Below are 13,944 nucleotides of genomic sequence, written 5' to 3'. Positions count from 1 at the left end.
GGTGAATGTCTAGTCTCTATGCTCCATACGGCACCCAGATATTCTTCACCTGCGTGGCGTGGCGCAAAAACTCGGCCGCGTCGTCGGCCAGCCAGTCGCGCGCGCGCCCGTGGCTTACCCACGTCTGCTTCAGGTTGCTGGCCGAGGCGCGCTCGGCCGCCGCGCTGCCCTCGGCGCCGCCGAAGTACCAGATCGCGTCGACGTCGTTGTGCTCGGCGAGCACGTTCGCCAGCGGGTCGCGCGCGCCGGTGACGATGTTCACCACGCCGCCGGGCAGGTCGCTAGTGTCGAGCACCTGGTACAGGTCGGTGGCCGGCAGCGGCGCCACCTCCGAGGGGATGAGCACCACCGTGTTGCCCATGGCGATGGCGGCGGCAAGCGCGGTGACGCAAGCCAGCAGCGGGCGCTCGTCGGGGCAGGCGATCCCGATCACGCCGATCGGCTCGTTCATCGCCAGCGTCACGCTGCGCAGCGGCGTGGCGTGCACCGCGCCGTCGTACTTGTCGGCCCAGGCCGCGTAGGTGAACAGGCGCTCGATCGCGGCCTCGACCTCGGCGGCGGCGGCGGCCTGGCTGTAGCCGGGGGCGTCGGCAAGGCGCCGCACGAACTCGGCGGCGCGCGCGCTCAGGTTCTCGGCGATGTAGAACAGGATCTGCGCGCGGTTGTGCGCCGTCTGGTCGGCCCACTTGCCGGCCGCGCGCGCCGCCTCGACGGCGTTGCGAATATCTTTGCGGTTGCCGTCGCCCACCTCGCCGAGCAGGCGCCCCTGCGCGCCGTACACCTGGCGGCTGTAGCCGCTGTCGGGGCGCGCCTGCTTGCCGCCGATATACAGCTTGGGCGTGCGATCGATCGGCGGGACGGGCGAGCTGCTGCCCTCGGCCGCCACGAAGCTTTCGGCTTTGGTCGCTTGGCTCTCGTCTTTGGTCGCTTGGCTTTCGTCTCGCGGCCTGAGGTACTCGTACAAGCCCTCGACCCCGCCCTCGCGCCCAAAGCCGCTCTCGCGGTAGCCGCCGAAGCCCGCCGCCGCGTCGAACTGGTTGGTGCAGTTGACCCACACCACGCCGGCTTTGATCTGGCGGGCCACGTCGAGCGCCAGGTTGATATCTTCGCTCCACACGCTCGCCGCCAGGCCGTAGCGCGTATTATTTGCGAGCGCCACCGCCTCGGCCGGCGTGCGGAAGGTGCTTGCCACCAGCACCGGGCCGAAGATCTCGACCTGCGCGATCGTCGCGGCGGGCGCCACGTCGGTGAACAGCGTCGGCGGGAAGAAGTAGCCGTCGGCCGGGCAGGCCCACGAGGGCTGCCACAGCGTCGCGCCCTCGGCCTGGCCCTGCGCCACCAGCCGCTCGATCTTCTGCAGCTGGGCCGGCGCGACGATCGCGCCAATATCGATGGCCTTGTCGAGCGGGTCGCCGACGCGCAGCTTCTCCATGCGCGCGCGCAGCTTGCCGATCAGGCGCGGCGCCACGCCCTCGTGCACCAGCAGGCGCGAGCCGGCGCAGCACACCTGGCCCTGGTTGAACCAGATCGCGTCGACGACGCCCTCGACCACGCTGTCGAGGTCGGCGCTGTCGAACACCACAAACGGCGACTTGCCGCCAAGCTCAAGCGAGATCTTTTTGCCGCTGCCGGCGGTGGCCGTGCGAATAATCTTGCCGACCTCGGTGCTGCCGGTGAAGGCGATCTTGTCGACGCCGGGGTGCCTCACAATCAGCTCGCCGACCTTGCCGTCGCCGCTCACGATATTCACCACGCCGGGCGGCAGGCCGATCTCGTCGCAGATCTCGGCGAACGCCAGCGCCGTGAGCGAGGTCCACTCGGCCGGCTTGAGCACGACGGTATTGCCCATCGCCAGCGCCGGCGCGATCTTCCAGGCCAGCATGAGCAGCGGGAAGTTCCAGGGGATGATCTGGCCGACCACGCCGAGCGGCGCGTACAGTGGCAGGCGCGAGTGCATCAGCTGGGCCCAGCCGGCGTGGTGGTAGAAATGGCGCGTCGCAAGCGGAATGTCGATGTCGCGGGTTTCGCGGATGGGCTTGCCGTTGTCGAGCGTCTCGAGCACCGCAAGCATGCGCGCGTGCTTTTGCAGCTGGCGCGCCAGCGCGTACAGGTAGCGCGCGCGCGCGTGCCCCGGCAGCTGCGACCAGCCCTCGAACGCGCGCCGCGCCGCCGCCACGGCCCGCTCGACATCCTCGGCATTGGCCTGGGTGATGCGCGCGAACGCGCGGCCATTCGCCGGGTTCACGCTGTCGAACAGCCGATCCTCGGCCGGCGGAGTCCACGCGCCGTCGATATACATGCCGAAGCTGCGGCCGTGCGCGTCGAGCCACGCATTCGCCGGCGCGGCGCTCTCGGGCGCGGGGCCGTACGCCATCGTCTCTAGTATCTCTGCTACTCGATTCGTCATTGATGCTCGTCCTTTGCGGGGGTGGCCAAAGACCAAGAACCAAAGACGAAAGACCAAAGACCAAAGACGAAAGACCAAAGACCAAGAACACCCCCCCTTTCGTCCTTCGTCCTTCGTCCTTTGTCATTCGTCCGAGGCCACAGATCAAGAACCGAGGACAACCCCGCTTTCGTCCTTCGTCCTTTGTCGTTCGTCCGAGGCCAAGGTCAAGAACGCCTCTTTCTTTGGTGCTACGCCATAGGGTGGCGGAAGCTGGCGGAGTACTGGCCGGTGACGAAATGCTCGAGCTGGCGCTCGATATCGCCCAGCAGCGAGCTGGCGCCGATGCGGAACAGCTCGGGCCGCAGCCACTCGTCGCCCAGCTCCTCCTTCATCAGCGTCAGCCAGTCGAGCGATTGCTTGGCGGTGCGGATGCCGCCGGCAGGCTTGAAGCCGATCTTGTAGCCGGTGCGCTCGCCATACTCGCGGATGGCGCGCGCCATCACCAGGCTCACCGGCAGCGTCGCATTGGCGGTTTCCTTGCCGGTCGAGGTTTTAATGAAGTCGGCGCCGGCCATCATGCACACCACGCTGGCCTGGGCGACGGTGCGCAGCGTGCCAAGCTCGCCGGTGGCGAGGATCGTCTTCATGTGCGCGTCGCCGCAGGCTGCCCGAAAGGCGCGCACCTCGTCGTAGAGCGCCTGCCAGTCGCCGTTTAGCGCGTGCTGGCGCGAGATCACAATATCGATCTCGGCCGCGCCGTCGGCCACCGACGCGGCGATCTCGCGCAGCTTCAGGTCGAACGGCGTTTGGCCGGCCGGGAAGCCGGTAGATACCGCCGCGACCGGGATGCCCGAGCCGCGCAGCGCGTCGGCGGCGGTAGCGACAAAGGCGTGGTACACGCACACCGCGCCAACGCGCACGTGTGGCACGCCGAGCGCCTCGAGGATGTCGGCGCGCACGGGCTGGCGGGCCTTGCCGCACAGCCGCCGCACCGTGCCGGGCGTATCGTCGCCGGCGAGGGTGGTCAGATCCATGCATTCGACCGCGCGCAGCAGCCATGCGGCCTGCCAATGCTGCTTCACCGTGCGCCGGCCCGGCAGCGTGGCGGCGCGGCGCTCGACGGCGCTGCGGTTGATACGGATCTCGTCGACCCAGCCGCGATCAAAGGCGCAGCCGGGGTTGCGCTCGGCGTGTGCTGCGGGCGCCGGCGCCGCGCGCCCATTCTTTTGCTCGTTCGTCGAGACATGTGCCATAGCTGTTTCCTCGCTCGTATGCGCGGGATTATAGCATAGCCGGCGCGGGCTGGAAGGTTGGTGGGGTGATGTGGTATTACGCATCCGGCCAGTCGATCTCGACAAACACATCGCCGTTTTCGACATACGCGCGGTACGTCGCGATGCGAATGCCGACCGGCGGGACGATCGCCTTTCCGGTGCGCACGCTGTAGGTCCACCCGTGCCACGGGCATGTCACCGTGTCGCCGATCAGCGCGCCGGCCGAGAGCGGCCCGCCCTCGTGGCGGCAGGCGTCGCTGAACGCATAGATAGTGCCGCCGACATTCGCCAGCGCGATCGGCAGCCCGTCGACCTCGGCATAGCGCATGGCGCCGGGCGGGATGTCGGCGAGCGCCGCGACGCGGGTTGATTCTTGCATAGTTTTACGCGCCGGTCTAAAACCAAATTCGCTTGATGACTGACACTTTGGTGGGGTTTGGGGGCGGCTTCGCCGCCCCCAAATTTCTTATTGTGTTGCACAACACAATCTATACGTGATCAAGCGAACAGCGTATAAAAGAAAAGGGCGAGCGCGCGCTACAGCCGCCCCGCCACGTGGCCAATCGTCAGCTCCTCAACCGTGGCGTAGGCCGGCTGGGCCACCAGCTGCGCAATCGCGCGGCCCACGTCGTCGGGCTGCAGCATGTTGGCGCGGTTCCACTCGCCGGGCACGCTGTCCCACAGCGCGGTATCGGTTGCGGCCGGCAGCACCACGCTCACGCGCACGCCGCGCGGCCGCAGCTCCTCGCGAATCGCCGACGAGAAGCCCAGCATGCCGTGCTTTGCCGCCACGTATGCCGACCAGCCCGGGAACGCCTGGCGCGCGGCCACCGACGCGACATTTACGATCAGGCTGCCGGGCTGCATGTGCGGCGCGGCGTGCTTGCACGCCAGAAATACCGCCGTCAGGCCAACACGCAGCGAGCGCTCCCAGTCCGCCAGCGTCAGCTCAGCCAGCGGGGCCACCGTCGCGCCGCCCGCGCTGTTCACAAGCACGTCGACCCGGCCGCTGATACTAGCCGCCGACTCGATCATGCGGCGCACGTGCGGCTCGGCGGTTGCGTCGCAGGGCACCGTGCTGGCCTCGGCACCGCGCTCGCGCGACGCGGCGGCCACCTCGCCGAGCGCGGCGGCATCGCGCGCGGCCAGCACCAGGTGCGCGCCCGGCGCGGCCAGCGCCAGCGCCGCCGCGCGCCCGATCCCGCGCGACGCGCCGATCACCACGATCACACGCTTTTGATCTTCCATACGCCTTTTCTACCCAATGCTATGCGGTTCTATCCTCGTGTATTGTATGCGGTTTTTTCGCGCTCCGCGCGGAACAATCGCATACAGAAGTACGCCGTGTCCTCCCGCGTGGGAGGCTTGGAGGGCGCAAGCCCTCCAAAATCATCTCTTTTTGTGCTGGGCAAGCACATGCTGCACATTGGTTATGGTGCGGCGCGGCGAAGCCGCGCCGCACCATAACCAAGATTTCTGCGGGCGGCTTCGCCGCCCCCGTACCCCCACCGTGCAGGGTGTATTTGCCCAATACAAAAATCATCTCTTTTGGCCGCGACTGGCCAAAAGGAAGGTTTCGGGGGCGGCTTCGCCGCCCCCGAAACCCCACCCGTAACTTGTGTCAATCAATCATGGTCGTGGGAGCGGTCGACGTGGCTCATAAACTCGGCGCGCGTGCGCGCGTCGCTGCGGAAGATCCCCCGCATCGCCGAGGTGATCATCTTGGCGTTCGCCTTCTTCACCCCCCGCATCACCGAGCACATATGCACCCCCTCCGCCACCACCGCCACCCCCTGCGGCCGCAGCGCCGCGTTGATGAAATCGGCGATCTCCACCGTCAGTCGCTCCTGCACCTGCAGCCGCCGCGCGAACATCTCCACGATCCGCGGGATCTTTGAGAGCCCCAGCACCGTGCCGTTCGGGATGTAGCCCACGTGCACCCGCCCCATGAACGGCAGCATGTGATGCTCGCACATGCTGTAGAAGTCGATATCCTTCACCATCACCATCTCGTCGTAGTCGACCGTGAAGATCGCGTCGTTGATCAGCGCCACCGGGTCGACGCGGTAGCCCGCCGTCAGCTCGGCGTACATCTTAGCCACCCGGCTCGGCGTGCGCTGCAGCCCCTCGCGCTCCGGGTTCTCGCCGATGTTGCGCAGGATCGCGCCGACGGCGGCTTCGATCTGCTCGTTGCTGCGGAAGGTCATGCCTTCGAGCTTGCCCTGGCCGGGCAGCACCAGCTCGCCGTACTCGGCGGGCTCCAGCGCGAATGCCGCGTGCCCAGTGCCGGGCGTATGTCCGTGTGTGCTCATTGCGTGCTCCAGGTTTGTGTGGGAAACGTACGCAAGGGCGCAATGCTCGCGCCGTGTGTCTCCCGGTGGTTTCGTCTCGTATCGCGGCTAGACGTGCGCGAGCGATGCCGCGCCCTCGTACTCAAACACATTCTTCTTCGTCTCCCACAGCGTCAGGTGCCGCAGGCGGCCCTCCAGCCGTGGCGCCAGCGCGTCCCACAGGTACACCACAAGGTGCTCGGCGGTCGAGGTGCGCTCGGCAAAGCCGGCGACCTCGCGGTCGAGGTGTTTGTGGTCGAGGGTATCGAGCAGCGCGCGCACGGTGCGATCAAGCTGCAGCATGTCGATCACCATGCCGGTGGCGGCGTCGACCGTGCCGCCGACGCGCACCTCGAGCGTGTAGTTGTGGCCGTGGCCGTTCGGGTTGTTGCACTTGCCGTAGATCGCCTGGTTTTCGGCGTCGGAGAGCTGCGGGCTGTGGAGGCGATGCGCGGCCGAGAAGACATACGAGCGGCTGAACGCGGCCTCGTCGGCGCCGTCGTAGTCGGCCCACAGGTCGTGCATCTCGTAGAGGCGCAGCCGCGCCAGCGCCACACCCGCGGGCAGGCGCGGGGCGATCAGGCGCCAGAGCACGCGCACAATATTTTCGGTGGTGGGGATGAGCTGCGTGAAATACGGGGTGTCCTCGTTGAGGTGCTTGTGGTCGAAGCCGTCGAGGACATCGCCCACGAGCGCCTTCAGGTCGGTCATATTCATGATCATGCCCGTGATGGCGTCGGGAAGGCCACCGATGGTAACATCAAGGGTGTAATTATGCCCGTGGCCGAATGGGCTGGTGCATTTGCCAAAAACCCGCTCGTTCTCGGCCTGGCTCCATTCGTCGCGCCAGTAGCGGTGCGCCGCCGAAAACTCGAACCGTCGTGTCGCGAAAACCATACCCGTGCCTCTTTCTCGAACCTGCGCGAACCTGCGGCGCATTGTACCGAGTATACGGAAGCAAGTGCGCGATTGATCTACACAAGTGGACGGCGCAATCGTAGCGCCAGGCTGTCGAATGGGTGCCGAGCCTCCGGCGCGGCGGCCACCTGCACGACATTGCTGTAGCCCTATCAAGTAGTATGCCGCGCAAAATAACTAAGGCGTGAAGGCCGCGCCCTCACGCCATCCTAGCTCTGTGTATAGTCTTGGCTGGCGGCTAAATGTTACACCCCTGCGATGCCGCCTTTATGTGGGGGTTCGGGGGCGGCTTCGCCGCCCCCGAAATGAGTAGGACGTGTAATCTCCTTGAAGTAAATACATCAGCCACCCGACGAACGCCAAGCCACCGAGGCACCATAATGCACGGACGGCGACATGCCGCCACTACGCCCATTCCGCCTCAATAATGCCCGTCCTTACCGCGCCCAATCCAGGCCGCCGTGGTCGCCCTGCAGGTCGACGCGCCGCAGGTTGCCGGCGTCGGGGTTGGCGCGATAAATGCCGCCAAGGCCCATGATCGCCGCCTGGGTGCCGTCGGGCGAAAACGCGATCATCGGCAGGTCCTCGTAGAAGCGCGTGAGCCGGCGCAGCCCGCTGCCGTCGGTCTTGACCTCCCACAGATCCCAGGGCAGGCCATGGGCCTCGGCGGTGGCGGGCGCGAGCATGGCCAGCAGCCGGCCAAGCGGCGCGGGCAGCTCGGCCTTTTTCGGGTTGCCCTGGTCGTCGGTCTCGGGGCCACCGATCGCCGCCACGATGATATGCTGGCCGTCGGGGGTGAAGCGCGGCGCGTAGAAGCCCTGGAACTGGTCGCCCTTGATCAGCTCGCGCGCGCCGCTGCCGTCGATGGCCGACAGATTGAGCGACATTGTGTAGCCGTCGGCGCTGAGCTTGAGAAACGCGAGCTGCTTGCCATCACGCGAGATCGCCGGGTCGAGCGCGTCGTTCAGCAGCGGCGTGGCCGCGCCGCTCGCCAGGTCGAGCTTCACGACCGCCAGCTGCCGATCCGGGCTGGCGCCGGCGTTGTCAAGCGGCACGCCATTGGCCGCCACCAGTATCGACTGGCCGTCGGGCAGCCAGGTGAACACGCTGAGCAAGCCCTCGGCCGGCTTCCAGACCGGCTTCAAAGCGCTGCCGTCGGCGTTCATCACATACAGCGCCGAGGTAGGCAGCGGCAGGGTAGCGGTGACGGGCGCCGGCGAGATCGCCACAAACGCGATCCGGCCGCCGTCGGGCGAGAAGCTGGGGTACTCGGCGTAATCGCCGTCGGGCAGGCGCGTAAGCTGGGTAGGCGCGGCGCCGCTGCCATCGCTGCGCCAGATATTGCCACGGCGAGCGAAAATAATTGGCGGCAGCGGCTCTTGCACATTTTGCACATTGCCCTGCGGCGGCTGGGCGTTGCTCTGGTCGGTCTGGCCGTTCTGCCCAGTCTGCCCGGCGGCCGGCGCGGCGGCCGGCTGGCCGAACGTGCGGAGGTAGCGCACCAGCTGCCAGATCTCATCGTCGGTGAAGCGCTGGCCCCACGCAGGCATAGCCGAGTTCGGGAAGCCGTTCTTGATCCACAGAAACGTCTGGCCATCGGTGTGCTTGCCTGTCACCATATGCTGGGTGAAATCGCCGGGCCGCGGGTTGAGCCCGGTTCCGGCCGGGCCATCGCCCTTGCCGCTGGCGCCGTGGCATGGCACGCAGTTCGCCAGGTACAGCTTCTGGCCGGCCAGGATCGTGGCAGCGTCGTTTGGCAGCGGGTTGAGCGGGCCGCTAGCCTCGCCCGGCGCGCTGATCGCCAGCGTGAACGGCACCACCACGAGATTCTGCGGCGTCTGCGCGATCACCGCGTCGACCGACCAATTGCCGGCCATGGTGAAGAACTGGCCGCGCGCCTGGAAGCGCCCGGTGGCGGCCGGCTGGGCCACCACCTCGCTGATGCCCATGTTCATATCGAGCATGGCGAAGCGCAGCCGCAGCTCGCCGACACTGACGGGCTGGCCGGCCGTGTCCTTCACGCTCACCTCGATCACCCGGTCGCCGAGCGACTGCTGGTCGACGCGCAGCGTCACGTTCAGCTCGCCCGAGCGGATCGTCTGCGCGGTGCCGGTTGTCAGCTCGGGGGCGCCGCGGCTCAGCAGCCAGCCGCCCACGGCGACTCCAACGATCAGCACGGCGACAATCGCGAAAATATGCCACGAACGCATAGGATCCTCTTCGAGCTTGCCTGATAGGCTTGGAACTCATGCAGATGGCGTGCTCAGCCTTCGGCAGAGCGGTACTGTCTTAATTGTGTGTGGTTTTCCCACGCGTCGCGTGGGAAAACCACACAGAGATCGCGCAGTTCCTTGCTGCCGCAGGCAAAAGCGCCCGATTGAGGGAGCCGAACAATGCAACTGCGTAAGCCATAAATATGTAAACCTGCAACCTTTTATGCTTTGGCCGCCAGCGCCACGAACGCCGCGAACACGCCGGCCCAGCGCGGGTCGGCGCGCTCCCAGAGCTCTTCGGGGTGGCACTGCACGCCCAGCACAAAGCCTGGCCCGGTGCCTTCAACCGCCTCGATCACGCCGTCGGGCGCGCGGCCGACCACGCGCAGCCCTGCGGCGAGCCGCTCGATCGCCTGGTGGTGCAGCGAATTCACCAGCAGCTCGCGCGCGCCCAGCCGCTCGGCCAGCCACGAGTCTTCGGCGAGCGCGACCGGGTGGGCCAGAAAGCTCATATCGCGCTGGTCGGTCGAGCGGCTATGGTTAAGGCCGTCGGGGCGCTCGCTGGGCAGATCCTGGATCAGCGAGCCGCCGAGCGCCACGTTCAGCAGCTGCACGCCGCGGCAGATCGCCAGCACCGGCTTGGCGTCGGCCAGCGCCCGGCGCACCAGCGCGATCTCGTTCTCGTCTTGCAGCGGGTTGGTTGGGCCAAGGCGCGGGTGCGGCGCGGCGCCGTAGTGCGCCGGGCCGACATCCTCGCCGCCGGCGAGCAGCAGCGCGTCGCAGCGGGCGTAGTGCGCCGCCAGCACCTCGGCGTCGCGCGTCTGGTGGATCAGCGCGGGAATGCCGCCGACGGCCTCAACCACGCGCAGGTAGCTGACGGCGTTGCCATTGGCCGGGGTAAACCACGAGTCGGGGTAGCTGCTACACGGGATGCCGATGACTGGGCGCGGCTTGGCTTGCGTACTCATGTTGTTCCTTCTGCGTCGGCGGGCAATTGGGCGAGCAGGCCCACGCGTGCATAATACCATAGCCAATTGCACGCGCGCCAGAAGGCAGAGCGGCGCTGTTTTCGCACTATACAACGCGCTGGTTTGCGGCTATGATACATCGAAACCAAGTCTCCCAGCTCATATAGCTTTATTGACACGAGTTACGTAGTGTCCTCCCGCGTGGGAGGCTTGGAGGGCGCAAGCCCTCCAAAATCATCTCTTTTTGGCCGGTCGCGGCCACGGCGGAAGTTTTCGGGGGCGGCAAAGCCGCCCCCTAACCCCCACCACGTAAATCGCGTTATTGACACGATTTACGGTGCGCGTTTTTGCCTTCGGCAGAGCGGTATTTTTTCAGGTTATGGTGCTGAGATTTTGGCGCTTTGCGCCACCTTCTCAGCACCATGCTGCCGCAAGCAGAAGGAGCCGATATCGCAGGCGACCGCGTAAGCCCTGTTATTGGGAGCCTGCTCGATCGCCACAGGCGCTGCCCGGCGCCCAAGAGGAGGTGATGCGCCGACCCGAACTGAAAGCAGGATCACTGCGGGATCAACGCGCCGCGATGGGTAGCACAAGGAGGGAGACACGTGATGAAGCGACGCACCCCCTGGCCGCGCATAACCGTAGCCGTGGCCACACTGCTGGCTGTACTGGCGATGACAGTAGCTTCCGCCGCCGCAGCCCCGCTGGTTCCGGAAGACCCGACGCCCGTCTTGATCGTACGCAATGTATTCGACGTGCAGACGCGCTCGGCGATAGCGGCGACCGGCGCGCTGATCCTCGAAGTCGGCCACGATTACGTGCTGGTCGAGGCCACCGCGCGCGAGCAGCGGGCGATCAAGCGCCTCGGCCTGGATATCTCGGCGCCGACGCCGGACGAGGCGACGACTCTGGCCTTCCCGACGGCCGACTCGAACTACCACGACTACGCCGAGATGGTGGCCGAGATCCAGCAGGCCGAGATCGATCACCCGGCGATCTTCGACCTGTTCAGCCTGGGCACCTCGTACGAGGGCCGTACGATCTGGGCCGGCAAAATCTCCGACAATGTCGGCATCGACGAAGACGAGCCCGAGGTGCTCTTCACCCACCACCAGCACGCCCGCGAGCACCTCACCGTCGAGCAGGCGCTGTACACCCTGCGCACGCTCACCGACGAGTACGGCGTCGACCCGCAGATCACCAGCCTGGTCGACAGCCGCGAGATCTGGATCGTCTTCGACATGAACCCGGACGGCGGCGAGTACGACATTGCCACCGGCAGCTACCGCTCGTGGCGCAAAAACCGCCAGCCGAACACCGGCTCGGCCTACACCGGCACCGACCTGAACCGCAACTGGGATTACCGCTGGGGCTGCTGTGGCGGCAGCAGCGGTACGACGAGCAGCGAAACATACCGTGGCCCGTCGGGCTTCTCGGCGCCGGAGACAGCGCGCGTGCGCGATTTTGTCAATAGCCGCGTGGTGAACGGCAAGCAGCAGATCACCGTCGCGATCGACTTCCACACCTACCAGGAGCTGATCCTCTGGCCATACGGCTACACCGTCACCGACGTGCCGGCCGACATGACCCAGGACGACCGCGACGTGCTGGCGGCGATGGGCCAGGCAATGGCCGCCACCAATGGCTACACCCCCGAGCAGGCCAGCGACCTGTACATCACCGACGGCTCGATCAACGACTGGCTGTACGGCACTTACCGCATCCTGAACTACACCTTCGAGATGTACCCGAAGACCTCGAACCCCGGCTTCTACCCGCCCGACGAAGTCATACCGGCCGAGACGGCCCGCAACCGCAGCGCCATCCTGTACCTGCTCGGGCAGGCGGCCTGCCCATACAGCGTGATCGGCAAAACCGTGCAGTACTGCCAGGGCAGCAGCACCGGCCTGCGCGCGCCAACCGCCAACGCCGCCGTCGCCAGCGGCGCGGGCGACAACAACGGCTTCGAGGGAACGCCGGGCAACGCCTACGCCGACGACGGGCTGTACGCAGTAGACACCAACAGCGGCAGCAACACCAACACTGCGTGCACCAATACCGGCAAAGACAAGCACCGCTTCTCGAGCTATGGCTTCAGCATCCCCGGCGGCACGACGATCAGCGGCATCGAGGTGCGGCTGAACGCCAAGGCCGACAGCACCACCGGCGCGCCGAAGATCTGCGTCGAGCTCTCGTGGGATGGCGGCGCGAGCTGGACGGCGGCCAAATCAACCGGCACCCTGGCCACCAGCGAAGGCTCCTACAGCGTGGGCGGGGCCGGCGACACCTGGGGGCGCAGCTGGAGCAGCGGCGACTTCAGCAACACGAACTTTCAAGTGCGCCTCACGAACGTCGCAAGCAACACCTCGCGCGATTTTTCGCTCGACCGCGTGGCGGTGCAGGTGCGCTACCAGCCGTAGCGCGCCAGTAACGCGCTGCAAGAAACACTGGCGTTTGGAGCAATTTCATCGCTCTAAACGCCGGTATTTCAGCTGGGTTGCAGCCGCGGCCTAACCAATTTCGGCTGCTCAGCTGCTTTACGCTGGGGGGGCTCGGGGGCGGAGACGCCGCCCCCGACTTTTCGTTTTGGTATGCCCTGCCGGGCATTACCGGGCAGGGCATACCAAAACGAAAAAGATTAGGCAAGAGAGAGCCTCTAAAATTCTCACAGAAATCTAAAATTTTAATATTGACTCGCTGCCGGCACCCGACTATAGTAACAATCACTCACGCATCTGGGTCTATAGCCGGCAAAGGAGCCGCATTCGACGCGAAGGATCACGTCATGGCGCAGCGGGTGACGCTTGAAACAATCGCGCGCGCGAGCGGTGTATCGCTGGCCACGGTGTCGCTGGTGCTGCGCGACAAGCCCGGCATTCACCAGGAGACGCGCCGGCGCGTGCTGAGCGCGGCGCGCCAGCTGGGCTACCAGCGCAAGCCAGCCGAGCTGCTGATGCCGCCGGCGCTGCAGCAGATCGGCGTGCTGATCAAGTCGCGCGCCGACGACCCGCCCCAGAGCAACCCCTTCTACGCGCCGGTGCTGGCCGGCATCGAGGCCAGCTGCCGCCGCCAGCAGATCAATATGCTCTACGCCACCGTGCCGGTGGACGAGGATAACTACCCGCAAGAGCTGCCGCGCCTGCTCATGGAAGACGACCTCGACGGACTGCTGCTGGTCGGCGCGTTTGTCGGCGCGACGATCGCCCACCTGATGCAGCGCCGCGCCATCCCCACCGTGCTGGTGGATTCGTACGCCGCCGACAACAGCTACGACTCGGTTGTCTCCGATAATTTTCGCGGCGCCTACCAGGCTGTGAGCTACCTCATCCGCAGCGGCCACCAGCACATCGGCCTGGCCGGCAGCCTGCCGCGCGCCTACCCCAGCATCGCAGAGCGCCGGCGCGGCTATGCCCAGGCGCTGGCGGACCATGGCCTGGCCGAGCAGTATTTCGCCGACTGCCACTTTAACCAGAGCGAGGCGATCGTTTCGACCCAGGCGCTGCTGCGGCGCGCGCCGCAGGTCAGCGCGATGTTCTGCACGAACGACTACATGGCCGTAGCCGTGACGCAGGCGGCGCACGAGCTGGGGCTGCGCGTGCCCGAGGATCTGTCGATCGTCGGCTTCGACGATATCGAGCTTGCGGCGCACGTGCAGCCGCCGCTCACCACCATGCAGATCGACAAGATCAGCATGGGCCGGATGGCCGTGCAGCTGCTGACCAACCGCGCCGAGCAGCCGGCCGCCGGCGGCGTGACGCTGATGCTGCGCCCAACGCTGATCGAGCGCCAGTCGGTGCGCGCGCTCGCGGCCCTGGCGAGCGCGGGGAGTGGGTAGCCGCCGAGCGATGATCT

Annotated in this window: 10 protein-coding genes; 2 read left to right on the top strand and 8 right to left on the bottom strand. The window is 66.6% G+C overall.

From position 1 onward, the window contains the following. Positions 1-16 precede the first annotated feature (16 nt). The 8 genes from U0177_RS05815 to U0177_RS05780 all read right to left on the bottom strand — a co-directional run bounded on the left by U0177_RS05815 (position 17) and on the right by U0177_RS05780 (position 10,092). A complete protein-coding gene (locus U0177_RS05815; RefSeq protein ID WP_409569656.1) occupies positions 17-2,407 on the bottom strand; it encodes an aldehyde dehydrogenase family protein in 2,391 nt (796 codons plus the stop codon). 230 nt (positions 2,408-2,637) lie between these two features. Further along, entirely contained in the window at positions 2,638-3,642 is a 1,005-nt protein-coding gene (gene deoC, locus U0177_RS05810; RefSeq protein WP_409569655.1) for a deoxyribose-phosphate aldolase, read from the bottom strand. Positions 3,643-3,718: 76 nt separating this feature from the next. Next, complete coding sequence (locus tag U0177_RS05805; RefSeq protein ID WP_409569654.1) at positions 3,719-4,042, bottom strand: Rieske (2Fe-2S) protein; 324 nt, start codon at positions 4,040-4,042, stop codon at positions 3,719-3,721. Positions 4,043-4,200: 158 nt separating this feature from the next. Next, positions 4,201-4,911 (bottom strand): SDR family oxidoreductase, encoded by a 711-nt coding sequence (locus U0177_RS05800; RefSeq protein WP_409569653.1) that lies wholly within the window; start codon positions 4,909-4,911, stop codon positions 4,201-4,203. A 377-nt stretch (positions 4,912-5,288) separates the two neighbouring features. Continuing rightward, a complete protein-coding gene (gene folE / locus U0177_RS05795) occupies positions 5,289-5,975 on the bottom strand; it encodes a GTP cyclohydrolase I FolE (RefSeq protein WP_409569652.1) in 687 nt (228 codons plus the stop codon). Between the two features lie 87 nt (positions 5,976-6,062). Then, positions 6,063-6,890 (bottom strand): 6-carboxytetrahydropterin synthase, encoded by an 828-nt coding sequence (locus U0177_RS05790; protein WP_409569651.1) that lies wholly within the window; start codon positions 6,888-6,890, stop codon positions 6,063-6,065. Positions 6,891-7,348: 458 nt separating this feature from the next. Then, entirely contained in the window at positions 7,349-9,121 is a 1,773-nt protein-coding gene (locus U0177_RS05785; protein ID WP_409569650.1) for a c-type cytochrome, read from the bottom strand. Between the two features lie 224 nt (positions 9,122-9,345). After that, positions 9,346-10,092, bottom strand: coding sequence for a gamma-glutamyl-gamma-aminobutyrate hydrolase family protein (locus U0177_RS05780; protein ID WP_409569649.1), 747 nt, complete (start codon positions 10,090-10,092; stop codon positions 9,346-9,348). Positions 10,093-10,700: 608 nt separating this feature from the next. Between U0177_RS05780 and U0177_RS05775 the strand changes: the two genes are divergently transcribed. Together U0177_RS05775 and U0177_RS05770 are read left to right on the top strand one after the other, a co-directional pair. Next, the gene (locus U0177_RS05775) at positions 10,701-12,512 is read left to right on the top strand and encodes a M14 family metallopeptidase (RefSeq protein WP_409569648.1); all 1,812 of its coding nucleotides are present in this window, start codon (positions 10,701-10,703) and stop codon (positions 12,510-12,512) included. A 365-nt stretch (positions 12,513-12,877) separates the two neighbouring features. Further along, positions 12,878-13,927: a LacI family DNA-binding transcriptional regulator gene (locus tag U0177_RS05770; protein ID WP_409569647.1), complete on the top strand. Its 1,050-nt coding sequence runs from the start codon at positions 12,878-12,880 to the stop codon at positions 13,925-13,927. The last annotated feature ends 17 nt before the right edge of the window (positions 13,928-13,944 follow it).

The organism is Kouleothrix sp. (genome assembly GCF_046328425.1).
Taxonomy (GTDB): Bacteria; Chloroflexota; Chloroflexia; order Chloroflexales; family Roseiflexaceae; genus Kouleothrix.
The sequence above is the reverse complement of the archived record's forward strand: the minus strand, read 5'-3'. Positions and strand labels throughout refer to the sequence as shown.